We start from the raw sequence: 22245 nt of genomic DNA, 5'->3' as shown, positions 1-22245 counted from the left end.
TGCGTCCGGCCCGGCGGCCGCCTGCCCGACGGACCAGTTCCCCGGCGAGCCCGAGGGCCGGGGTCGTGTCCGGCCGCCGGGCTTCACCCATGTCCGTCCCCCGTGCAGGGGTACGCCGAGCCTGTCCCGCGGCGGTCACCGCGCGCCCGAGTATTCTGCAACTAGTTGCACAAACGCGGTGCCGTCCTCTACAACTACGGAGACGACACCGCGTACGGAGGGGCCCATGAGCCGTTACCCGCACCTGCTGAGCCCGCTCGATCTGGGCTTCACCACCCTGCCCAACCGGGTGCTCATGGGCTCCATGCACGTCGGCCTGGAGGAGGCGGAGCGTGGCTTCGAGCGGATGGCGGAGTTCTACGCCGCCCGGGCCCGCGGAGGAGTGGGCCTGATCGTCACCGGCGGCATCGCCCCCAACGAGGAGGGGCGGCCCTACGAGGGCGGCGCGAAGCTCACCACCGAGGAGGAGGCCGAGCGGCACGCCGGCGTCACCGCCGCGGTCCATCGCGAGGGCGGCCGGATCGCACTGCAGATCCTGCACTTCGGCCGCTACGCCTACCACCGCGACCTCGTCGCCCCGAGCGCCCTCCAGGCACCGATCAGCCCCTTCGTGCCGCGTGAGCTCACCGACGCCGACGTCGAGCGGACCATCGACGACTACGCCCGCACCGCCCGCCTGGCCCGGCAGGCCGGCTACGACGGCGTGGAGATCATGGGCTCCGAGGGCTACCTCATCAACGAGTTCATCGCCGCGCAGACCAATCACCGCACCGACCGCTGGGGCGGTTCCTACGAGAACCGGATGCGCTTCCCGGTCGAGATCGTCCGCCGGGTGCGGGAGGCGGTCGGCGAGGACTTCATCGTCATCTACCGGCTGTCCATGCTCGACCTGGTGCCGGGCGGCTCGACCCTGGACGAGGTCGTCACGCTCGCCCGGGCCGTCGAGGACGCCGGGGCGACGATCATCAACACCGGCATCGGCTGGCACGAGGCCCGCATCCCCACCATCGCGACCTCCGTGCCGCGCGGCGCGTACACCTGGGTCACCAAGAAGCTCATGGGCGCGGTCTCGGTCCCGCTGGTGACCACCAACCGCATCAACACCCCGGAAGTCGCCGAGCAGTTGCTGGCCGACGGACACGCCGACATGGTGTCCATGGCCCGGCCGATGCTGGCCGACCCCGACTTCGTCGCCAAGGCGGCGGCCGGCCGGCCGGAGGCCATCAACACCTGCATCGGCTGCAACCAGGCCTGCCTCGACCACACCTTCAGCGGGCAGATCACCTCCTGCCTGGTCAACCCGCGCGCCTGCCACGAGACCGAACTCGTGCTCTCGCCGACCCGGCTGCGCAAGCGTGTCGCCGTGGTCGGCGCGGGCCCGGCCGGCCTCGCCTGCGCCGTGAGCGCGGCCGAACGCGGCCACCACGTCACCCTCTTCGACGCCGCGAGCGAGGTCGGCGGACAGCTCAACGTCGCCCGCAAGGTCCCCGGCAAGCAGGAGTTCGACGAGACCCTGCGCTACTTCCGCCACCGGCTCGACGAACACGGCGTGGACGTGCGCCTGAACACCTGGGTGGCCGCGGCGCACCTGGCCGACTACGACGAGGTCGTCGTCGCCACCGGTGTCACCCCGCGCACCCCCGACATCCCGGGCGTCGATCACCCCCGCGTCGTCGGCTACCTCGACGTGCTGCAGGGTGGCGCAGCCGTCGGCGACCGGGTGGCGATCCTCGGCGCGGGCGGCATCGGCTTCGACGTCGCCGAGTACCTGACCGACCACGGGGACAAGGCGAGCGAGGACCCGGCCGCGTACTTCCGCGCCTGGGGCGTCGACATGGACTACCGTGCGGCCGGCGGCCTCGCCGCACCGGAGCGGCCGGCGCCGCCGCGCACCGTGCACCTGCTGCAGCGCAAGACCAGCAAGGTCGGCGCCGGCCTCGGCAAGACCACCGGCTGGATCCACCGCACCGAGCTCAAGCAGCGTGGCGTCACCATGGTGCCCGGCGTGCGCTACGACCGTATCGACGACGCCGGACTGCACATCACCGTCGACGGCCACAGCACCGTCCTGGAGGTCGACACGATCGTGCTGTGCACCGGGCAGGAGCCGCGCCGGGACCTGTACGAGGAACTGCGCGCCACCGGCCGAGGCGTGCACCTCATCGGCGGCGCGGACCTGGCCGCCGAGCTGGACGCCAAGCGCGCCATCAAGCAGGGCACGGAGCTCGCGGCGGCCCTGTAGCGGGACACCGGCCGTACGGGGGGGGCGGGGCCGCCGCGGCTGCCCCGTAGCCCCGTACCACCCCGTCCCTAGGATGACCTCATGTCACTCCCGCACGCGATCCTCACCGCACTGCTCGAAAAGCCCTCGTCGGGGCTGGAGCTGACGCGCCGCTTCGACCGGTCGATCGGCTACTTCTGGTCGGCGACGCATCAGCAGATCTACCGGGAGCTGGGCAGGCTGGAGGCCGACGGACTCATCCGCGCGCTGCCGGCCGAGCAGCCCGCCCGCGGGCAGAAGAAGAGCTACGAGGTCCTGCCGGCGGGCCGTGCCGAACTGGCCCGCTGGACCGCCGCGTCCCAGGACCCCAGGCCGCACCGGGACACCCTGCTGCTGCGGCTGCGCGCCGCGGCCGTCGTCGGCACCGCCGGCCTGGAATCCGACCTCCGGCGCCATCTGGAGCTGCATCAACGCCAGTTGGCGGAGTACCGGGAGATCGAGCAGCGCGACTTTCCGCCCGGCAAGGACGGCGCCCAGGACCGGCTGCAGCACCTGGTGCTGCGGGCGGGCATCGACCTGGAGACCTTCTGGACGCAGTGGCTCGCGCACGCGCTGGAGGAGTTCGCCGAGCTGCCCGGCCCCGACCCGGTGTGACGGCGGCCGGACGCGCGATGGCCCGTCCCGGCCGGGCGGCCCCGGTTGCCATGCCGGATTGCTCCGCCGCACCTGGCACGGCGGATGGCGTGTTGCCGCGGTGGCGCCCGTCGGTTCAGAGCCGGTACGGCTTCGAGCGGCGGCGCAGCACCCAGCCCGTGGCGATCATCGCGGTGCCGACCAGCGCCCCGCCCACCGCGAAGGTGATCGGACCGTAGTCCTTGGTGCCGCCGCCCAGGCCGCCCATCACGCCGTGGGACGGCGAGGACGTGGCGGAGATCGTCGGCGCCGTGCGGGTGGAGACGACGACCGACTGGGTGCCCGCCGTGATGTTGTTGGAGCACACGACGATCACGGTGTACGTGCCCGGGCTCACGTTCTGCCAGGCGGCGGACTGGCCGGATTTCGTGCCGGTCAGCGGCACCTGCCGTCCCTGGGTGAAGTTCGTCTGGCTGCTGGTGAGAAGTGAGGCTGTGCCCCAGCTGCCGTTGACCAGGGAACACACGCTGGTGGTGACGGACACGGTGGAGCCGCTGGTGCTTACGGAGATTCCCGGCCCCGCGGCGGCGGCCGGTCCGGCGGTGAGACCGACCGCGAGCGCGGCGGAGGCCGCCAGGACCGGGCCGGAGCGGAGCAAAGGCTGAGAAGTGCGCATTGGCTGTCCTCCGGCGGCACGGTCGGCGGTCCGTCCCATGCGCCGCCGGAGATAGGGAATCGCCCGTGCTGCCTCGGAGTCAGCCAACGTGCCACAAGCCCGTACCGCATGCGGAGCGCACCCGAGCGGGTGACGGGATCCCGCGCCCGGCGCACCGGGCGGCCCCCGGGTGGCGGGCGCGCGGCCCGCGTTTCACCAGGTCGGCGCGGCCTGGAGCAATCGCTCGCGGACGACGAGGACGTGCGGGTTGTCCGGGACGCCCGGGCGCTGGGTGAGGTAGGCGGTGTTGATCGGCGGGTCCTCGGGTGACAGCAGCGGCACGAGCGCGCCCGAGCTCAGCTCGTCCAGGCACAGATAGCGGGGGAGCACGGTGACCCCGGCTCCGGCGACGACCGCGGACAGCACGCCCCGCAGGTCCGGCACGGTGATCGCGGCCTGCGCGGCCAGCCGTGTCCCGAACACGTGCCGCCAGTAGCGACGTGCGATCGGCAGGTCCTCGGCGTAGGTGACCAGGGGCGCCTCGCGCAGTGCGGCGGGTCCCTGAGCGGCGATGCGCTCGGGGTGGAGCCGCTCGGCCCACAGGGGCGCGGCGACCAGCACGAACTCCTCGTCCATCAGCGGGACCCAGCTCAGCGCGCGGCCGCGTGGCCGCGAGGTGGCGATCACCAGGTCGTGGCGCCCGGCGCGCAGCGCCCGCAGCAGGTCGTCGGTGAGGCCGGTGCCGGTCCGCAGCCGCACGCCCTCCTCGACCAGGGGGGCCAGCGCGGGCAGGACGCGGGTGCACAGCAGCTCGGCAGGACCCGCCAGATGGACTGGTTCCGGCGGCCGGTCGGCCCCGGGGCCGCCGCGGTCGGCGACCGCCGCGAGCGCGTCCAGCGGCGCGGCGACCCGGCCGGCCAGCTGGTCCGCCACCGTAGTGGGCACCACGCCCCGCGGCCGCCGCTCGAACAGCTCCCGGCCCAGCTGCTCCTCCAGGGCCCGGATCTGCGCCGTCACCGTCGGCTGCGACAGCCCGAGCAGCCGCGCCGCCGCCGTGAACGACCCGGCGCGGTGCACGGCCAGAAAGGTGCGCAGCTGCGACAGGTCCAGCGGCGCGCCGGGTCCCGGCCGGCCATCCGTGTTCCTGTGGGCCATACGGACGATCCTAAGGTCCGCCTACGACTCTCCCTGGCCCGTCCGCACCGTCCGCACCGTGCGCTCCGCCGAGAAGCCGCCCCAAGTGCCGTCCGGCAGCCTGGCCCTGATCCGTACCCGGTGGGCGACCCCGGAGTCCCGTCCGACGTAGAAGCTGTACGAGGCCCGGTCGCGTGGTGCGGTGCCGCCCCAGACGAGGGAGGTGGCGGCCTGCCCGTCGAGCTCGATCTGATACTCGGTCACCGCCCCTTCCGTGCGCGGCGGAACCCAGGCCAGATCGATGTAGGAGGCCCCGCCGTCGCGGTGGGTGGTGGCGTGGAAGCGGGTGGGTGCGGTCCCCCGGCTGTCGTCGGAGCCCGGCGCGGTGGTCACGCGTACCGGGTCGCTGCCGGGGGAGAGGTTGTCGGTCGCGTCGCGGGCCCGGACCGTGAAGGAGTAGCGCGTGCCGGGCCGCAGGCCCGTGATCACGGTCGCCGTCTGGGCCCCGTCCACACTGTGGATTTTCGCGGCGCCCTGATAGATGTCGTACGAGACCACCCCCCGGTCGTCCCTGGACGGGGACCAGGACAGTTGGACGGCCCGGCTTCCCACCACCCGGCCCCGCGGAGCGAGCGGGCGGGTCGGGACGGAGCGGTCCGCCGCCGTGGCGGCTGGAGTCGTCGCCCGGACAGCCCGGCTGCGCGGACCGAGCCGGCCGTCGGTGTCCCGGGCCCGCACGGTGAAGACGTAGGTGGTCGAGGGCCTGAGCCGGGTGACGTCCACCATGTGCTCCGACCCCGGTACTTCCTTCACCCTGGTGGTGTCGCGATACACCTCGTAGCCGCTGACGTCCGGTACGGCCGACACCGCGTTCCACATCACATGCACGCTCGTCGCGCTGCCCGCGGTCGCGGTGACGCCCGTCGGCGCCCCGGGCAGGCCGCGGCCCTCTCCCTCGTCGGCACCCGCCCAGCCGCAGGAGGAGAGCGGCACCAGCGCGCCGCAGACCGCGACGGCACGCCCGGACGGGCGGCACGGGACAACGGGGGCGGGAGTGCGTCGCACGAGGTCTGGCCTCCCCGGAACGGCGGCGTGGACGGCCCGGACGCCGCGCCTCAAAGGCCCGGACCAATATGACGCGGATGGCGGCACCGCATCAAGGGGGCCGTCCTGGGCGACCCCCGGCGGGAGTTACGTATGCTGAAGCCTCCAAGCGGCTGAACTACCCAGCAGAGCAAGGGTGTTCGTGCCGTGGCGCGGATCGCTGTCGTCGCTGTGCCGCGCCGGTGCGGGCGGTCGGGGGCCGGGCCGGCTCGGCCTGTGATCCCCGGCCGCCCTGGTGGGCGTTACGAGCTCTGGATCGCCCGTTCCCCTAACGTTGGCCGCACGATCATTTCAGCGCATTTGGGCTGAATGTCCGTCATGTCCCCGAGGAGAGGGTTCCTCATCGTGCGTGTCCAGTCGCTGACGCTCGCCGCGGCGAGCGCCACCCTGCTCGCCCCGGCCACACCTCCCCCCGTCGCCGCGCCCCACTTGGCCCGAGAGGAGCCGACGGTGAGGAGCGAGGGGAACGTCCGCGCCGCCGACCTGCTCGCCAGGACACGCGGCTGCGCGCCCGTCTCCCGCGGCCGCTACCGTCCTGACGCAGGGTCACCGGCCACCGTTCGCATCTGCGGCCTGAGCGGCGCCGTCTTCTGGAAGGCCGACATGGACATCGACTGCGACGGACGGCCGACCGCCCGCTGCAACCGCCGAACCGACCCGCACTTCTCGCCCGCGGCGGCCTATCAGCAGTCCGACGGCCGACGGCTGAACGCCGAGCGCCTGCCGTACATCGTCCTGCCCGCCCCGAGCCGCATCTGGAACTACTTCACCCACGGGGTGGGCGGCGGATCGGTCGCGGCCGTCGTCTACCGCAACCGCGTGCAGTACGCGGTCGTCGGCGACACCGGGCCGCGGGACGTGATCGGCGAGGCCTCGTACGCCACCGCCCGGCGCCTGGGCATCCCGGCGGACCCACGCCGCGGCGGCGTGGGCCACGGCGTGACCTACATCGTCTTCAGGAACGCCCGGGTGGACCGCATCGAGGACCACGCGGCGACCGTGGCGGCGGGAGAGCGGCTGGCACGGCAACTGGTGCGCACCACGCCCGCACGCCGCCGATGACGAACGCGACGCCCACGGCCGGGGGCCGCCGTCCGCTGCGCCGTTCGGCGGCAGGACGTGCCCAGGGGGTCTGGTTTGGATCACCGCGGGTCCGCGACGCCTGGCACGGCACCTCGCCGCGTTGTCGCATCACCCGAGTACGCCCGGTACGCGGGTCATGCTCCGCCCTGCGAGGCACCCCACCATGCGCCGCGGCCTGATCCGCGGTGATCCAAACGGCACCCCCCAGCCGTGCAGGCCGTGGCCGTGGCTCGGCGACTTGGGCCTGCGATGGCTGCAGGACCAGGCGGCTTCACGCCTTTCGGTAGCCGTACGCCTCCACGGCCGCGGTCTCCACCGCGTCGATGTCGGCGCCGGTGGCCGCCGTGACGACCGCGGCCACCGCGCCCTCGACGAAGGGTGCATCCAGCAGCCGCGTGTCGTCGGGCAGTTCGTCGCCCTCCAGCAGCGCCTTCACGGTGAGCACCGCGCTGCCGAGGTCGGTGAGGACGGCGACCCCGACGCCCTGGTCCACCGATGCGGCCGCGGCGGTGACCAGCTCGGCACTGGTGCCGAACCCACCGCCCTCGCGGCCGCCCGCCGGAGCCACCGGCACCGTCGTGACACCGCCCGCCAGGCCCTTCGCCATCTCCGCCACCGACGTGGCCACCTCCGCGCTGTGCGACACCAGCACGATCCCGACCATCTTCTCGGCACTCACTTCAGGCCTCCGCGGTTTCAGCGGCTTCGGCGAGTGCCGCGATCAGCAGCGCGGACGACGTCGCCCCGGGGTCCTGGTGTCCGATGCTGCGCTCGCCCAGGTAACTCGCCCGGCCCTTGCGGGCCTGCAGCGGCGTGGTCGCCTCGGCACCCTCCTCGGCCGCGGCCCGTGCTGCGGCGAAGCTCTCGCCGAGCGCGTCCACGGCCGGTACCAGCGCATCCACCATGGTCTTGTCGCCGGGCGCCGCACCGCCGAGGGTCATCACCCCGTCCACTCCGGCCCGCAGCGCCTCGGCGAGCTGCTCCTGACTGACCTCGGTGGAGTCTCCGAGCGCCTTGCCGGTGCGCCGCAGCAGCGTCCCGTAAAGCGGCCCGGACGCGCCGCCGACCGTCGAGATCAGATGGCGTCCGGCCAGGGTCAGCACTGCGCCCGGCGTGTCCGCCGCCTCCTTCTCCAGCGCGGCCCGCACGGCCGTGAACCCGCGCTGCAGATTGCTGCCGTGGTCGGCGTCCCCGATGGGCGAGTCGAGGGCGGTGAGCCGTTCCGCCTCGCGGTCGACGGACGCGGCGGTCGTCGTCATCCAGCGGCGGAAGAAGTCGGCGTCGAGCACTGGATCTCCTTGCGTGGTAGGTACGGTCGGGGTGCCGGTACCGTGTCACATGCCCCAGCGCAGGCCCGGTGTCTTCACCGGCGCGTCCCACAGCCGCAGCAGCTCTTCGTCGATCTGGCACAGGGTGACCGAGGCACCTGCCATGTCGAGCGAGGTGACGTAGTTGCCGACCAGTGTGCGGGCGACGGCCACGCCCCGGTCGGCGAGCACCCGGTGCACCTCGGCGTTGAAGCCGTACAGCTCCAGCAGCGGAGTCGCCCCCATGCCGTTGACCAGCAGCAGTACGGGGTTGCGCGGGGCCATGTCCTCCAGGATCGCGTGCACCGCGAAGTCGGCGATCTCGCCGGAGGTCATCATCGGCCGCCGCTCCCGGCCCGGCTCGCCGTGGATGCCGATGCCGAGCTCCAGCTCCCCGGGCGGCAGATCGAACGTCGGGCTGCCCTTGGCCGGGGTGGTGCATGCGCTGAGCGCGACGCCGAAGCTGCGCGAGTTCTCGTTGACCTGCCGGCCGATCGATTCCACCCGCTCCAGCGGCTGTCCCTCGTCGGCCGCCGCGCCCGCGATCTTCTCCACGAACAGTGTCGCGCCGGTGCCGCGCCGCCCCGCCGTGTACAGGCTGTCGGTCACCGCCACGTCGTCGTTGACCAGCACCTTCGCCACCTGGATGCCCTCGTCCTGGGCGAGCTCGGCCGCCATGTCGAAGTTGAGCACGTCACCCGTGTAGTTCTTCACGACGAACAGCACGCCCGCCCCGCTGTCCACGGCCGCGGCGGCCCGGAGCATCTGGTCCGGCACCGGCGAGGTGAAGACCTCTCCCGGACAGGCCGCCGACAGCATCCCGGGGCCCACGAACCCGCTGTGCAGCGGCTCGTGCCCCGAGCCGCCGCCGGAGACGAGGCCGACCTTCCCGGCGACGGGGGCGTCCCTCCGTACGACGACCCGGTTCTCCACGTCGACCGTCAGCTCGGGATGGGCGGCCGCCAAACCGCGCAGCCCGTCCGCGACCACTGTCTCCGCAACGTTGATGAGCATCTTCATGGCTGCCTCCTGGTGGGCCCGGCGGGGCGGTCTCGGTCTGGCGCTTCCGTGAGGTCGGGTGCGGGATGCGGTGGTCGGGACACTGGTCTGCCGACGGCAGAGGAGCGCCACACACGGTTCGGCGGGTGCAATCACCCGCACTCCGCAGTATCGGCCTTGTGACCGCGATGGTCACCTGTACCGCGGGTCCCGGCGAGCTGCCGCGCCCCGCTGGTCCGGCCGGGCGGCCCGGTCCCGCCGCCGTCATGCGGCCGCGACCTCGAAGCCACCACGCCCGTCGAACCGCACGTCGTACACGGTGTCGAAGCCGTCGCCGGGCGCGGGCCGGCACAACCGCCTGAGCGTCGCGTGGACGCCGACCTCCGGGACCCGCGCGCGCCCCGGGCGCACGGCGTTGCGGCGCAGGGCTCCCGCCAGGTCAGGAGGGAACCAGTACGCGACGACCAATGCGCCGTGGGCGTGTCCGGCGTCCACCAGGGGCCGCCACTCCTCGGGGGAGGGGTTGGTGTTGTCCACGGCCACCGAACGGCCCGCGGTCAGCGCCTCCTCGACCAACCGCATCTGCCGGGCCTGCTTGCCTCGGGCGCCCCGCGGGAAGAGGTCCTTGCTCACCACCTCGAAACGGTCCGCCAGCCGCTCGCGGTAGAAGGTGGACTTGCCCGACGCCTGCAGCCCCACCAGGACCGCGAGCACCGCCGTTTCGGTCACCGCCTCAGCCCTCGGCCTTCTGCTCGGTCCAGCTCCAGGCGTACTGCAGCCAGTCCGCCACCGTCACCGCGCTCAGCCCCGCGCACACCAGCCGGGCCGCCCGCGGCGCCAGAGCGTATCCGCCGACCAGCGCACCGGCCACCCACACGGAGGTGCAGAACGGGCAGGACACCAGGTCACCGACGGCGCGCCGGACACCCCTGCCCCGTGGTTCCTCCATCACCTTGCCGGCCGCAATGTCCTCCGTGCGGCGGGTGAACGGGGCCCGCACGAAGCTGGTGACCTTGTCCCTGGACAGCAGCCGCGACGCCTTGAACGTCCCTGCGCCCAGCAGCACCACGTCCCACGGCGGGATCCGGTCGGGCAGCCGCACCCCACGGCGCCGGACCACCGCCGCGAACAGCACGGCGCCCGCGGCGAAGGTCGCCGTCAGCGTCGCGTAGCCGACGAGCGGCACCTCGTCCCGGTCGTCGTAGGACCGCTCTCCGGCCGCCATGCAGTCCCTCCTGTTCGCCGCAGCACGCACCCGCGTCATCCCCGATCGAGTGCCCCGCCGCCGGACCGCCACACGCGGTGGCCCGGCCCGTCAGTCCTCGTGCTCCACGTGTTCCAGCAGATGGCCCATACGGTCGCAGAAGACATGCCCGACCAGCGTTCCGCCGTGCACGACGAACCCCACGCCGATGAGCCAGGACTCCACCACCAGGACCGTGCCGACGGCGCCGTAGCTGACCGCGTTGGTCACGATGAGCGGGGTGAACACCAGGTAGGAGAAGGCGCGCAGGCCCACCAGACCCGCCATGGTGGCGATCGCTCCGGGCAGCAGCAGCCGCCACCGCACCTGGTGGCCGAGGAGGAAGTGTGGCCCCCACCAGAAGAACAGCACGCCGATCGCCACGCTGATCAGCATCCGGTACGTGCCCGCGAGCGCGGTGCGGGTCTGGACCTGCACGTACAGGTACAGCATGAGGGCGAGGAGCCAGACGGCCTGCCGCCAGATCCGGTGCCACGGCCCCACGGGCAACCGCCACACCCGCTCGTAGCCGTTCTGTACGCTCGACGCGAAGGACAGGCCGAACACGGCGAGCAGGACCCCGCCCCACACGCTGGTGGCGCCGACCACCTTGCGCGGCGGGGTGAAGACTTGCGAGAGCACGGTGGCGGACCGGCCGGACAGGTCCATGCCGTCCACCAGCCACAGCGCGAATCCGCCGTGGCGCAGCGGATCCGCCGCCGCCACGACGATCAGCAGCGGGGCCAGAGTCACCAGGGCGAGCGTGGCGAAGCCCATGGCCCGGTGCATGAGCTCCAGGTCCTTGCCGCGCCGGTAGACCTCAACGAACCACGAGAGCTTGGCCGTTGGGCGGTTGCTGGACTTTCGCCCGTTCAACGCGCCCGCCGGAGGTGTCCGTCACCGTGCCCGGCGACGCTCGATGTCTGGCGTGACATGAGGACCGCGCCTCCTCTCCGCGGGCCCGGGAAACCGGCGCGCGGTCGCGCACACCCATCATCGTCGAGGGCACGGGCCCGCCGCACGTGGGGCGGGTACGCGGGCCGGGAGGGGCATGTCACGACGCATCGGCCGATCTCGGGCGACCGGCCACATCCGCGTGCCGAAGTGCCCCGTCCGGGGCTTCAGTTGTCACGGCACCCCCGGGTGCGACCAGTCGTTCACCGCACGTCGTACCGGCCTTGCGCGGTACGACTCGTCACGACTCGGACGACACAGCACGGCGACTGGTCCTGCCGTCACCCCGCGGACCGGGTCCGTGGGCCGAGGGGGCGAGGGTTATGTGCGGTCGCCCTTCGGCTTGCCCCGCTGGTCCGGTGTGCCGTGCGGCGGCGGGCTGGACGGCTCCGGCGAGGTCGCGGGAGTCACGGGGGAGCCCGCCTGGCTCTGGCCCTGCTCGGGGCGCAGAGCCGCCGGGTCGCCCTGGCGCCCGACTGCAGCTGCTCCAGGCGGGCGGTCAGCACCTCGATAGATGGTCGTAGTCCGGCAGGGGCAGAGTGCTTCGGCCGGGGTCGTCGGCCATGGATCTCACTTCTTTCTGTTCCCTCTGCGAGGTCCCTCTGTGCGGTTCGGTGCGACGGCCCCACCCGGACGTCAGCGGCCGCCGCCCGGCCCTCCGCTGCCGAACGAGCCACTGCTGCCCTCGTCCCAGCGGGGACGCTGCCGCGTCGGGCTCGTCCGGGACCGGATGTTGCCGTGGGCCGGCAACCGGTGCGGCGTGAGCCGGTCGCCGCTCCTGGGCACCTCGTCGGGTTCACGGTTCTCCAGGACCTCGCCGACCGGGCCCTCGTCCGGCACCCTCGGCTGTTCCTCGGGGCGCGGGGGACCCGGTTCGCGGCGGCGGATGCGCGCCCCCATCCAGAAGGCGCCGATCAGCAGGGCCACCACGATCAGGCCCGCGGCGAAGGGACCGATGCCGACCAGCAGGTCCCGGGCTGCGGCGAGGTTCAGCGATGCGGTAGTCATGAGCGGCGGGTACCCCTGGTGTCCGCGGTGAACCGGCTCGGCGCATCCGTCGCCCGGTCGGTCAGTCCTACCGGGCCTGCCGCGTCCTCGAACGGTTCGCCTTGCGGAGCGCGTCCAGCAGCTCGTCCTTCGACATCCGGGACCGCCCCTCGACGCCGAGGCGTTTCGCCACGTCGTAGAGGTGCTCCCTGGAGGCGTTCTCGTCGATGCCCTCGCCGCTGCGCCCGCCCTGCCCGCGGGGCCGGGCCGACCGGGGGTCCGAGGGGCCCTTGCGGCCGCCCTCCTTGCGCTCCCAGTGGTCGCCCACCTTCTCGTACTTGTGCTTGAGCGCGCCGTAGGCGACGCGGTGCGCCCGCTCGCCCTCGCCGTACTCCTCCACCGCCGAGTCGTGGGCCTTGATCCATGTGCGCTGGGCGTCCTCGGGGGAGCGCTCCAGCGTCGACGGCAGCTCCTGTCGTCCGGGCACGGTCCACCTCCCAATGTCGGGTGCCGGGCCGCACGAGTGCCCGGAGAAGGGGCCGAAAACGGTCCGAACCCTTGGGAGCAGCGGGTTTGGCGGGTTCGGCACCGGCTACCCGCGCGGTGTGACTACAACACCATCGGCGATTTCGCAACAGGAACTCATCCGATTCCTGGAGGACCGCTTCGCGTGCGCGCAGGCGTGTACGGAGTGCGCGCGGGCGTGCGCACTGCGCGCGAGTCTGGTGGATCCGGTCGGGAGCGAGGATCAGGAGCTCGTCCGCCGCAAGGGCATCATGTGCGCGGAGGTGTGCGACGCGACCTGCCGTGTGCTGTCCGAGCAGAACCGGCAGGACGAGGCCGGCATACGTGTGCAGCTGGAGTGGTGCCGGACGGTCTGTCTGGAGAGCGCGCACGTGTTCGACCGGCACCTGGGCGCCGAGGAGACCGCGGCGGCGTGCCGGGCGTGCGCCGGGGCCTGCTCGGAGTTCATCGGGACGCTCGCCTGACGAGGCAGGCGCGGCGCCCGCCCGAAGCCGGGCCGGAGGCCGGGAGGAGGCCGCGGCGCCGGGGCGGACTACCGCACCGGCATTCCCAATTTCTGGAACACGTTCTACGGTGTGCGCCGTCAGGACCGCTCTGGGGAGCCTGGAGGCGCCGTGCATCTCGAATACACGCCCGAGCAGCAGCGGCTGCGCAGTGAACTGCGCGCCTACTTCGCCGAGCTGGTGCCGGACGACGCCGACGACCGCCACATCGATCCGCCCGCCCAGAAGCGGTTCTACCGCGACACCATCCGGCGGCTCGGCGCCGACGGCTGGCTGGGAGTGGGCTGGCCCAAGGAGTACGGCGGTCGCGGACTGACGCCGATGGAGCAGTTCATCTTCTTCGACGAGGCCGCCCAGGCCGGCGTGCCGCTGCCCCTGATGGCACTCAACACCGTCGGTCCCACGATCATGCAGTTCGGCACGGACGAGCAGAAGACGTACTTCCTGCCGAAGATCCTCTCCGGCGAGATCGACTTCGCCATCGGCTACAGCGAGCCCGGCGCGGGCACCGACCTCGCGTCCCTGAAGACGCGGGCGGTACGGGACGGCGACGAGTACGTCGTCAACGGGCAGAAGATCTGGACGACCAACGGCGACACGGCGGACTGGGTGTGGCTCGCGGTGCGCACCGACCCCGCGGCCCCGCCGCACAAGGGCATCACCATGCTCCTGGTGCCGACGGCGGACCCCGGCTACTCGTGCACCGTCATCAACACCCTCGCCTCGCACGACACCACTGCCAGCTACTACGAGGACATACGCGTTCCCGCCTCCCGCCGGGTCGGCGCGGAGAACCAGGGCTGGCGGCTGATCACCAACCAGCTCAACCACGAGCGGGTCACGCTCGCCGCGCACGGCACCATGGCGATCCGGGCCCTGCACGACGTGCAGCGCTGGGCGAGCCGGACCAAGCTCGCCGACGGGCGCCGCGTGATCGACCTTCCCTGGGTGCGCCGCTGCCTGGCCCGGACGCATGTGAAACTCGACGCGCTCAAGCTCCTCAACTGGCAGATGGTCGGCGCCGTACAGAACGGCACGCTCACCCCGCAGGACGCCTCCGCGGTCAAGGTTTACGGTTCCGAGGCGCGCCGGGACGCCTACGCCTGCCTCATGGAGGTCGTCGCCGCGGCGGGCGCGCTGAAGGAGGGTTCGGCGGGCGCGGTCCTGCGCGGCGAACTGGAACGCGGCTACCGCTCCGCGGTCATCTTCACCTTCGGAGGCGGCAACAACGAGATCCAGCGCGAGATCATCTCCTGGATCGGCCTGGGCATGCCACGGGTGCGGCGCTAGGGGGTGTCGTTCGGATCAACCCCGGGTCCGCGATGCCTGGCGCGGCACCTTTCCGCGTTGTCGCATCACCCGAGTACGCCCGGTAGGCGGGTCATGCTCCGCCCTGCGATGCACCGGCGGCGCGGCCGGGTGCCGTTGGTGTGAATGGCGGATCGCGCCCCACGGCGAAATGCTGGGAGTCCGACTCGGCAGCGGCTGACGGGCGAGGTGGATCATGGCCACGCTGGCATCGGTGAACGTGGGGCTGCCCAAGGACGTGCCGTGGCAGGGCCGCACCGTCCACACGGGCGTCTGGAAGCACCCCGTCACCGGGGCGCGCATGGTGCGGCGGCTGAACATCGACGGCGACGGCCAGGGCGACCTCGCCGGACACGGCGGGGAGATGCGCGCCGTGCTGGTCTACCAGCTCGACTCCTACCGCCACTGGGCACGGGAGCTGGGCCGCGACGATCTGAGGCCGGGACACTTCGGCGAGAACTTCACCGTGGACGGGCTCCCGGACGACGAAGTCCGCATCGGCGACCGCTACCGGATCGGTGGCGCCGTGTTCGAGGTCAGCCAGCCGCGGGTGACCTGCTACCGCGTCGGCCTGCGGCTGGGCGAGCCCCGGATGGCGGCGCTGCTCGTGGCGCACCGGCGCCCCGGTTTCTACCTCCGGGTGATCGAGGAGGGCGAGGTGGAGGCCGGGCAGGAGATCGTCAAGGTCGCCTCCGGCCCGGAGGACATGTCCGTCCAGGAGATCGACGGGCTGCTGTACCTGCCGGGGCACAGCCGGGAGCAGGTCGAGCGGGCCCTGCGGATCCCAGCCCTCAGCCCGGGCTGGCAGGCCTCGATGCGCGCCCTGCTCGAGCAGCCCGGAGACGGTGCCGCGGGGGCGGGCGGAAACGCGGGCCTGACCGGTGCTGCCGCCCCGCCGCCGGCCTGGCCGGGATTCCGGCCGCTCACCGTCACGGCCGTCCGGGCGGAGAGCGTCGGCGTGGCATCCCTGACACTGGCCTCCCCGGACGGGGCTCCGCTGCCCGCAGCGCTGCCGGGGCAGTTCGTCACGGTGAAGGTCCGGCCCGGCCCTGGCGACGCGCCCCTGGTGCGCAGCTACTCCCTGTCCGGTGAACCCGGCACCGGCGACTACCGGATCAGCGTCAAGCGGGAGCCGCACGGCGTGGCCAGCGCCTACCTCCACTCCCGGGCCGTCGTCGGCACCGAGTTGGAGGTGGCGGCCCCGCGCGGCACCTTCTGTCTGGCGGCGGGCGACTCGCCGGTGGTGCTGATCTCCGTCGGCGTGGGCGCCACCCCGGTGCTCGCCATGCTGCACGCCCTCGCCCGGTCGGCCTCGCACCGGGAGGTGTGGTGGCTGCACGGTGCCCGCAACAGCAAGGAGCACCCGTTCGCCGCGGAGAGCCGTGAGCTGCTGGCAGCGCTGCCGCATGCCAGGAGCCGCATCTACTACAGCCGGCCCGCGGGCGCCGACCGCAGGGGCGCCGACTACACCGACGAGGGCCGGCTCACGCCCGCGCGTATCACCGGCCTGGGCCTGCCCGCCGACGCGGACGCCTACCTGTGCGGACCGGGGGGCTTCATGGACGCCACCACCGTCGCCCTCCTCGAGTCGGGTCTGGACCCGGCACGGGTGCACACCGAGCTGTTCGGGGCGCTCGCGGCCATCACCCCCGGCATCGGCGCTCCGGCGACGGCCCGGGCCCCGCACCAGCCTGCCGGGCAGCCGGGCACGGGCCCGGAGGTGACCTTCGCCCGCAGCGGCCTGGCCGTGCCCTGGCAGCGGGACCGGCAGAGCCTGCTGGAGCTCGCGGAGGCCTGTGACGTGCCGGTGCGGTGGTCCTGCCGCACGGGCGTCTGCCACACCTGCGAGTCGCCCCTGCTGTCCGGGGCGGTCTCCTACTCGCCCGACCCCGTCGAGCCCCCCGCCGAGGGCAACGCCCTGATCTGCTGCTCAACTCCGGCGCCGGGCACCGGCGATGTCGTTCTGGACCTGTGACCTCCGACCCGTGGAGGACCGCCCGCGCGGCCGCCCGACGGCGTGGTGTCGACCGTGAGCGGCGGGGCTGGCATCGTGGTCCAACGGGCGTACCTGGAGGAGGGCCGCATGACCGACGCCGACCCCGGTCTCTTCGGGCCGTCCTCGGTGACCTGGCACATGCACGGTGACCCGATGATGTGGGTCGCGGGCGTACGCGCGCTGTACCTGCAGGCGCTGCACCCGCGTGCGGTGCGCGGCGTGTTGCAGAACTCCGACTTCCGGCGCGACGCCTGGGGGCGGCTGATGCGTACCGCGAACTTCGTCGGTACGACCACGTACGGGACGACCGAGGCCGCCGAACAGGCGGGCACCCGGGTGCGGAGGATCCACAGCCTGCTGTCGGCCACCGACCCGGAGACGGGGGAGGCGTACGGGATCGGCGAACCCGCGCTGCTGCTGTGGGTGCACTGCGCCGAGATCGACTCGTATCTGCACGTCCTGCGCCGCTCCGGGTTCCCCCTCACGGACGCGCAGGCCGACCGGTACATCGCCGAACACCGCACCAGCGCACGTCTGGTGGGCCTCGACCCCGGCGCCGTCCCGCGCGACCGGGCGGAGCTGGCCGCCTACTTCGACAAGGTGCGCCCGGAACTCGCCGCAGGAGCAGAGGCACGCGAGGTGGACGACTTCCTCCTCCGCCCCCCGACGCATCCCCTGCTGGTCCCGGCGCGCGAGCTGCTGTGGCGGCGTGTGGCGCATCTGGCGTACGCCGCCCTGCCGCCGTACGCCCACGAGCTGTACGGCAGACCGGCCCCGGCCCCCGCCACCGTCACCCGCCGGCTGCGGGCCACCGGCACCCTGCTGCGCTGTGTTCCCGCACGTGTGCGCTGGCAACTCCCGCCCAAACACATCCTCCGCGCCATGGCCAGGCTCGGCCCCGAGTCGCGTCCGGCACCGTACAAAGTCGGACGATAGCCCGCCATACTGGACGAGGACCCGCCTTTTGGATCAGGCCGGCGCCGGGAATCGGCCCCGGGACGGTCCGAGGGCAGGCTCCGGCCAGGGGAGGGCGGGGCACACGGCGACGGGGGCGACGGCGCGAGATGGCGGAAACCAGGCTGATCCAGGGCCGTTACCGGCTGCTCGACGTGATCGGGCGCGGCGGCATGGGCGAGGTGTGGCGAGCGCGGGACGAGTCGCTGGGCCGCCGCGTCGCGGTGAAGTGCCTCAAGCCGCTCGGCCCGCACCACGACCCGTCCTTCACCCGCGTGCTGCGGGAGAGGTTCCGGCGCGAGGCCCGGGTCGCCGCGGCGCTCCAGCACCGCGGGGTGACCGTGGTCCACGACTTCGGCGAGTGCGACGGCGTCCTGTACCTGGTGATGGAACTGCTCGACGGCCGCAACCTCAGCCAGCTCCTGGAGGACAACGAGCACCGGCCGCTGCCCGTACCCGACATCGTCGAGATCGCCGAACAGGTCGCCGCCGCGCTCGCCTACACCCACCAACAGGGCATCGTCCACCGCGATCTGAAACCGGCGAACATCATGCGGCTGGGCGACGGCACGGTGAAGATCTGCGACTTCGGCATCGCCCGCCTCGGCCACGACATCGGTTTCACCGCGCGCCTGACCGGCACCGGCATCGCCATGGGCACCCCGCACTACATGTCCCCGGAGCAGATCGGCAGCGCCGAGGTCGACCAGCGCAGCGACCTGTACTCGCTCGGCTGCGTACTGTACGAAATCGCCACCGGGGCACCGCCGTTCGACCTCGACGACGCCTGGGCGATCCTCGTCGGTCACCGCGACACCCCGCCGACCCCGCCGCGCCGCCACCGCGGCGAACTCCCCCAGTACCTCGAGCGGATCATCCTGGACCTGCTCGCCAAGCTGCCCGAGCAACGGCCCCGCGACGCCCACGAGTTGTGCCGCCGGATCATCGCGGGCCGGACCGCGCCGACATACGTCCCCACCGTCGTCACACCGCGCCCGCGGCCGCGCCCGGCCGAACCGGCGGCGCGCGAGGGCCGTCTGCCGTCCTGGACGCGCGGCATGACCACCGGCCACAAGGCGACCGGATCCGCACTGCGCACCACACCCCCGGACGCGGCGGCGGGCCTCACCGGCGAGTGGATCGCACGGCCGGCCGCGGGCCGCGCGGAACAGCCCGCGCCGCCGGACGCACGCTCCGGCCCGCGGTCCGAGGCCGTCGCCGCCCTCATCGGCCGGCACAACGCGGGCCTGAGCCTGGGTCGGCTCGGCCGCTGGGCGGAGGCGGCCGAGGTGCATGGCGCGGTCGCCGCCGAGCGTGCCCGCCTCCTCGGACCCGATCACCCCGACACCCTGGCCAGCCGCTACGAGGTGGCCTTCACCCTGAGCCGCACCGGCCGCGCCGGTGACGCACTGCGCGAGTACAAACAGGTGGCCGAGGCACGCATCCGGGTGCTGGGCGCCGACCATCCCGACACGCTCGCCGTCCGTCAGGAAATGGCCTACGTGCTGGGCCAGTTGGGGCGCCACTTCGACGCCCACCAGGTGTACGCGTCGGTGCTCGCCGCGCGGGAGCGCACGATGGGCGCCGACCACCCCGACACCCTGCGCTGTCGCCACAACCTCGCCTTCAACCTCAGCCGGCTGGGCCGGCTGGAGGACTCCTACCGCATGGCCCGCGAGGTGGCGGCCGCCCGCGCCCGGGTGCTCGGGCCGCAGCACCCCGACACCCTGGTCACCCGGTACGAAGTCGCCTACGCCCTGGGCCAGTTGAACCGCTGGACGGAGGCCCTGCAGACCTACCGCGAGGTCGCGGAGGCGCGCGCCCGGGCACTGGGACCCGACCACCCCGACACCCTGGCGGCCCGCTACGAGGTCGGCATCAGCCTCGGCCGGCTCGGCCGCAGCGCGGAGGCGCTCCAGCTCTACCGGGGCCTCATCGACGACCGCACCCGGGTCCACGGTCCGGCCCACCCGGAGACCCTGCGTGCCCGGCACGGCCTGGGCGTCAACCTCGGCCGGCTCGGCCGCTGGGAGGAGGCCCTCGCCGAGTCCCGGGACGTGTGCGCGATCCGTGAGCGCGTGCTGGGCGCCGACCATCCCGACACCCTCGTCAGCCGACGCGAGGTCGCGGTCGGCCTCGGCTGGCTCGGCCGCTGGGCGGACGCGCTCACCGAATACCGCCGGGTGGCCGCCGCCCGCGAACGCGTCCTGGGCGCCGGCCACCCCGACACCCTCGCCAGCCGCAACGACGAGGCCCACTGCCTGGAACAGCTCGGCCGCGGCGCGGAGGCCGTGGAGCTGTACCGCAGGGTCGCCGTCCTGCGCCAGCGGCGGGCGGCGGGCGGCCTGTGAACGCGGACCCCGGCCGCCTCCGGCCCCGGCCACGCGGCACGTGGTTCCCGGGCTCCGCATCCGTGCGGGCACACCCCTGGCCGACCTAGATCATCCCGTGTTACCAAGAACCATGACCGCACTCGAGGGACATGGGACGTACGACGCCGTCATCGTCGGCGGAGGGCACAACGGGCTGGTCGCCGCCGCCTACCTGGCCCGGGCCGGACGGTCGGTGCTGGTGCTGGAGCGGCTGGACCACATCGGCGGCGCCGCCGTCTCCACGCGCCCGTTCGCCGGGGTGGACGCACGGCTGTCCCGCTACTCGTACCTGGTCAGCCTGCTGCCGCAGAAGATCGTGCGGGACCTGGCCCTGGACTTCCGCCTGCGCACCCGCACCGTGTCCTCGTACACACCCGTCGAGCGGGACGGACGGCCCACCGGGCTGCTCGTGGGCGGCGGGGAGGAGCGGACCCGGGAGGCGTTCGCCCGGCTCACCGGCTCCGACCGCGAGTACGAGGCCTGGCAGCGCTTCTACGGCATGACCGGACGCGTCGCCAGGCGGGTCTTCCCCACCCTCACCGAGCCGCTGCCCAGCCGCGACGCGCTGCGCCGGCGGGTGGACGACGAGGACGCCTGGCGCATCCTGTTCGAGGAGCCCATCGGCGTCGCCGTGGAGGACCGGTTCGCCGACGACCTGGTGCGCGGGGTGGTCCTCACGGACGGGCTCATCGGCACCTTCGCCGACGCCCACGACCCCTCCCTGCGGCAGAACCGATGCTTCCTGTACCACGTGATCGGCGGCGGCACCGGCGACTGGGACGTGCCCGTCGGCGGCATGGGTGCGCTGACCGACGCGCTCGCCGCCGCCGCGCGCCGCGCGGGCGCCGTCGTCGCCACCGGCCACGAGGCCGTACGGGTCGCGACGGATGGCCGAAGGGCCGAGGTCACGTACCGCACACGGGACGGCGAGGGCACCGTCGGCGCGCGGCACGTGCTGGTGAACGCCTCTCCGCAGGCCCTGGCCGCGCTGACCGGCGACACACCCCCCGAACCCGCCGAGGGTGCCCAGCTGAAGGTGAACATGCTGCTCAAGCGGCTGCCGAGACTGCGGGACGCCTCCGTCGACCCGCGTGAGGCGTTCTCCGGCACCTTCCACATCGCCGAGGGGTACGAGCAGCTGGCCACCGCACACGCCCAGGCCGCGGCCGGCGAGCTGCCCGCCGCGCCGCCCTCGGAGATCTACTGTCACTCCCTGACCGACCCGACGATCCTCGGCCCGGACCTGGTCGAGCAGGGCTACCAGACGCTGACCCTCTTCGGCCTGCACACGCCCGCCCGCCTGTTCACCCGGGACAACGACGCCGTCCGGGAGGAGCTGCTGAAGTCGACGCTCGCGCAGCTCGACGCACACCTGGCGGAGCCGCTCGCCGACTGCCTGGCGACGGACGCCGACGGCCGGCCGTGCATCGAGGCCAGGACACCGCTCGACCTGGAGCGGGACCTGCGGCTGCCCGGAGGCAACATCTTCCACCGGGCCCTGACCTGGCCCTACGCCCAGGAGGGCACCGGGCGCTGGGGTGTGGAGACGGGGCACGCCAACGTGCTGCTGTGCGGCGCGGGCGCGGTGCGCGGCGGCGGGGTCAGCGGGGTGCCCGGGCACAACGCGGCGATGGCGGTGCTGGAGGGGCCGGGCGGCTGAATGCCTCCGGCGTCGTGGGGCACTCCGACACAGCGAAGGTATCCACACGACGCGGCCGTTCCCCGCGGACGGCCGTACCACCCCCCACCGGAGGCTCCCATGGCCGACCTCAGCCCGATCGACCTGCAGAAGGCCCTCAGCGGCATGGACTACCCGACGGACAAGCAGCACCTGGTGGAACGTGCCCGCAGGAACAAGGCCGACGACAAGATCGTCCGCCGTCTCGACGGTCTGAAGGAGGACCACTTCGACGGACCGAACGAGGTCCAGAAGGCCGTCTTCAAGCACTGACGGCCCCGCTCCCGTCCCGCGAGCCTGCGGTCCCGGCCCGGACCGCAGGCTCGCGGCCCGCGATCACGCAGGACCGGACCCGGGGGGCGGCGCCCATTGCCTGCCGGGGCACTAGCTGGTGTCCTGCGCCTGAAGTCCGTCGGTAGTTCTGCCTCGTCTCGGCGATCGGATTCACGCTGCCGACCAGGCGCGTTGACCGTCCGCGGCTCAGCCGGAACTGCCTAGTGCCCCGGCAGGCAACGTTCGCCCCGTCGCGACGCCCGGCACGCACTCTCGCCGCACCGGCCGAAAGCCCAAGTACGTCCAGTACGAGGAC

Annotated in this window: 21 protein-coding genes; 10 read left to right on the top strand and 11 right to left on the bottom strand. The window is 73.2% G+C overall.

Going from position 1 to position 22245, the window contains the following annotated elements; translation table 11 throughout:
* Positions 1-226: 226 nt before the first annotated feature.
* Positions 227-2242, top strand: coding sequence for an NADPH-dependent 2,4-dienoyl-CoA reductase (locus tag AB0A61_RS25155; protein ID WP_361296310.1), 2016 nt, complete (start codon positions 227-229; stop codon positions 2240-2242).
* An 81-nt stretch (positions 2243-2323) separates the two neighbouring features.
* Positions 2324-2875: a PadR family transcriptional regulator gene (locus AB0A61_RS25150; protein ID WP_361296307.1), complete on the top strand. Its 552-nt coding sequence runs from the start codon at positions 2324-2326 to the stop codon at positions 2873-2875.
* A gap of 115 nt (positions 2876-2990) precedes the next feature.
* On the opposite strand, the gene AB0A61_RS25145 is transcribed toward AB0A61_RS25150, so the two are convergent.
* From AB0A61_RS25145 to AB0A61_RS25135, 3 genes are all read right to left on the bottom strand, one after another.
* Positions 2991-3530: a hypothetical protein gene (locus AB0A61_RS25145; protein ID WP_361296304.1), complete on the bottom strand. Its 540-nt coding sequence runs from the start codon at positions 3528-3530 to the stop codon at positions 2991-2993.
* A gap of 192 nt (positions 3531-3722) precedes the next feature.
* Positions 3723-4664 carry a LysR family transcriptional regulator gene (locus tag AB0A61_RS25140; RefSeq protein ID WP_361296301.1) on the bottom strand — a complete coding sequence of 314 codons (942 nt, stop codon included), beginning with the start codon at positions 4662-4664 and terminating at the stop codon, positions 3723-3725.
* A 21-nt stretch (positions 4665-4685) separates the two neighbouring features.
* Complete coding sequence (locus AB0A61_RS25135) at positions 4686-5708, bottom strand: fibronectin type III domain-containing protein (protein ID WP_361296298.1); 1023 nt, start codon at positions 5706-5708, stop codon at positions 4686-4688.
* A gap of 384 nt (positions 5709-6092) precedes the next feature.
* On the opposite strand from AB0A61_RS25135, the gene AB0A61_RS25130 reads away from it, so the two are divergent.
* Positions 6093-6809 carry a glycoside hydrolase family 75 protein gene (locus tag AB0A61_RS25130; protein ID WP_361296658.1) on the top strand — a complete coding sequence of 239 codons (717 nt, stop codon included), beginning with the start codon at positions 6093-6095 and terminating at the stop codon, positions 6807-6809.
* 292 nt (positions 6810-7101) lie between these two features.
* Here the strand turns inward: AB0A61_RS25130 and AB0A61_RS25125 are convergent, their stop codons facing one another.
* From AB0A61_RS25125 to AB0A61_RS25090, 8 genes are all read right to left on the bottom strand, one after another.
* The gene (locus AB0A61_RS25125; RefSeq protein ID WP_361296295.1) at positions 7102-7509 is read right to left on the bottom strand and encodes a PTS fructose transporter subunit IIA; all 408 of its coding nucleotides are present in this window, start codon (positions 7507-7509) and stop codon (positions 7102-7104) included.
* Between the two features lies 1 nt (position 7510).
* Positions 7511-8119, bottom strand: coding sequence for a dihydroxyacetone kinase subunit DhaL (gene dhaL, locus AB0A61_RS25120; protein ID WP_361296292.1), 609 nt, complete (start codon positions 8117-8119; stop codon positions 7511-7513).
* A 45-nt stretch (positions 8120-8164) separates the two neighbouring features.
* The gene (gene dhaK, locus AB0A61_RS25115; protein WP_361296289.1) at positions 8165-9157 is read right to left on the bottom strand and encodes a dihydroxyacetone kinase subunit DhaK; all 993 of its coding nucleotides are present in this window, start codon (positions 9155-9157) and stop codon (positions 8165-8167) included.
* A 243-nt stretch (positions 9158-9400) separates the two neighbouring features.
* Positions 9401-9865 carry an ATP-binding protein gene (locus tag AB0A61_RS25110; protein WP_361296286.1) on the bottom strand — a complete coding sequence of 155 codons (465 nt, stop codon included), beginning with the start codon at positions 9863-9865 and terminating at the stop codon, positions 9401-9403.
* 4 nt (positions 9866-9869) lie between these two features.
* Positions 9870-10361 (bottom strand): DUF1360 domain-containing protein, encoded by a 492-nt coding sequence (locus AB0A61_RS25105; RefSeq protein ID WP_361296283.1) that lies wholly within the window; start codon positions 10359-10361, stop codon positions 9870-9872.
* A 90-nt stretch (positions 10362-10451) separates the two neighbouring features.
* The gene (locus AB0A61_RS25100) at positions 10452-11177 is read right to left on the bottom strand and encodes a ribonuclease BN (RefSeq protein WP_361296655.1); all 726 of its coding nucleotides are present in this window, start codon (positions 11175-11177) and stop codon (positions 10452-10454) included.
* 792 nt (positions 11178-11969) lie between these two features.
* Complete coding sequence (locus AB0A61_RS25095; protein ID WP_361296280.1) at positions 11970-12341, bottom strand: DUF6479 family protein; 372 nt, start codon at positions 12339-12341, stop codon at positions 11970-11972.
* Between the two features lie 67 nt (positions 12342-12408).
* Positions 12409-12807, bottom strand: a complete 399-nt coding sequence (locus AB0A61_RS25090) for a ChaB family protein (protein WP_361296277.1) — start codon at positions 12805-12807, stop codon at positions 12409-12411.
* 118 nt (positions 12808-12925) lie between these two features.
* On the opposite strand from AB0A61_RS25090, the gene AB0A61_RS25085 reads away from it, so the two are divergent.
* The 7 genes from AB0A61_RS25085 to AB0A61_RS25055 all read left to right on the top strand — a co-directional run bounded on the left by AB0A61_RS25085 (position 12926) and on the right by AB0A61_RS25055 (position 21929).
* The gene (locus AB0A61_RS25085; protein WP_361296274.1) at positions 12926-13309 is read left to right on the top strand and encodes a ferredoxin; all 384 of its coding nucleotides are present in this window, start codon (positions 12926-12928) and stop codon (positions 13307-13309) included.
* A gap of 150 nt (positions 13310-13459) precedes the next feature.
* Complete coding sequence (locus tag AB0A61_RS25080; RefSeq protein WP_361296271.1) at positions 13460-14638, top strand: acyl-CoA dehydrogenase family protein; 1179 nt, start codon at positions 13460-13462, stop codon at positions 14636-14638.
* Between the two features lie 214 nt (positions 14639-14852).
* Positions 14853-16631 (top strand): MOSC and FAD-binding oxidoreductase domain-containing protein, encoded by a 1779-nt coding sequence (locus tag AB0A61_RS25075; RefSeq protein ID WP_361296268.1) that lies wholly within the window; start codon positions 14853-14855, stop codon positions 16629-16631.
* Between the two features lie 108 nt (positions 16632-16739).
* Positions 16740-17588 (top strand): oxygenase MpaB family protein, encoded by an 849-nt coding sequence (locus AB0A61_RS25070; RefSeq protein WP_361296652.1) that lies wholly within the window; start codon positions 16740-16742, stop codon positions 17586-17588.
* 128 nt (positions 17589-17716) lie between these two features.
* Positions 17717-19957 carry a serine/threonine-protein kinase gene (locus AB0A61_RS25065; protein WP_361296265.1) on the top strand — a complete coding sequence of 747 codons (2241 nt, stop codon included), beginning with the start codon at positions 17717-17719 and terminating at the stop codon, positions 19955-19957.
* A 112-nt stretch (positions 19958-20069) separates the two neighbouring features.
* On the top strand, positions 20070-21638 hold the full coding sequence (locus tag AB0A61_RS25060; protein WP_361296262.1) for an NAD(P)/FAD-dependent oxidoreductase: 1569 nt from the start codon (positions 20070-20072) through the stop codon (positions 21636-21638).
* 99 nt (positions 21639-21737) lie between these two features.
* Entirely contained in the window at positions 21738-21929 is a 192-nt protein-coding gene (locus tag AB0A61_RS25055; RefSeq protein WP_361296259.1) for a DUF2795 domain-containing protein, read from the top strand.
* The last annotated feature ends 316 nt before the right edge of the window (positions 21930-22245 follow it).

This window comes from Streptomyces sp. NPDC046197, assembly GCF_040646295.1.
In the GTDB taxonomy this organism is placed as follows: domain Bacteria; phylum Actinomycetota; class Actinomycetes; order Streptomycetales; family Streptomycetaceae; genus Streptomyces.
The sequence above is the reverse complement of the archived record's forward strand: the minus strand, read 5'-3'. Positions and strand labels throughout refer to the sequence as shown.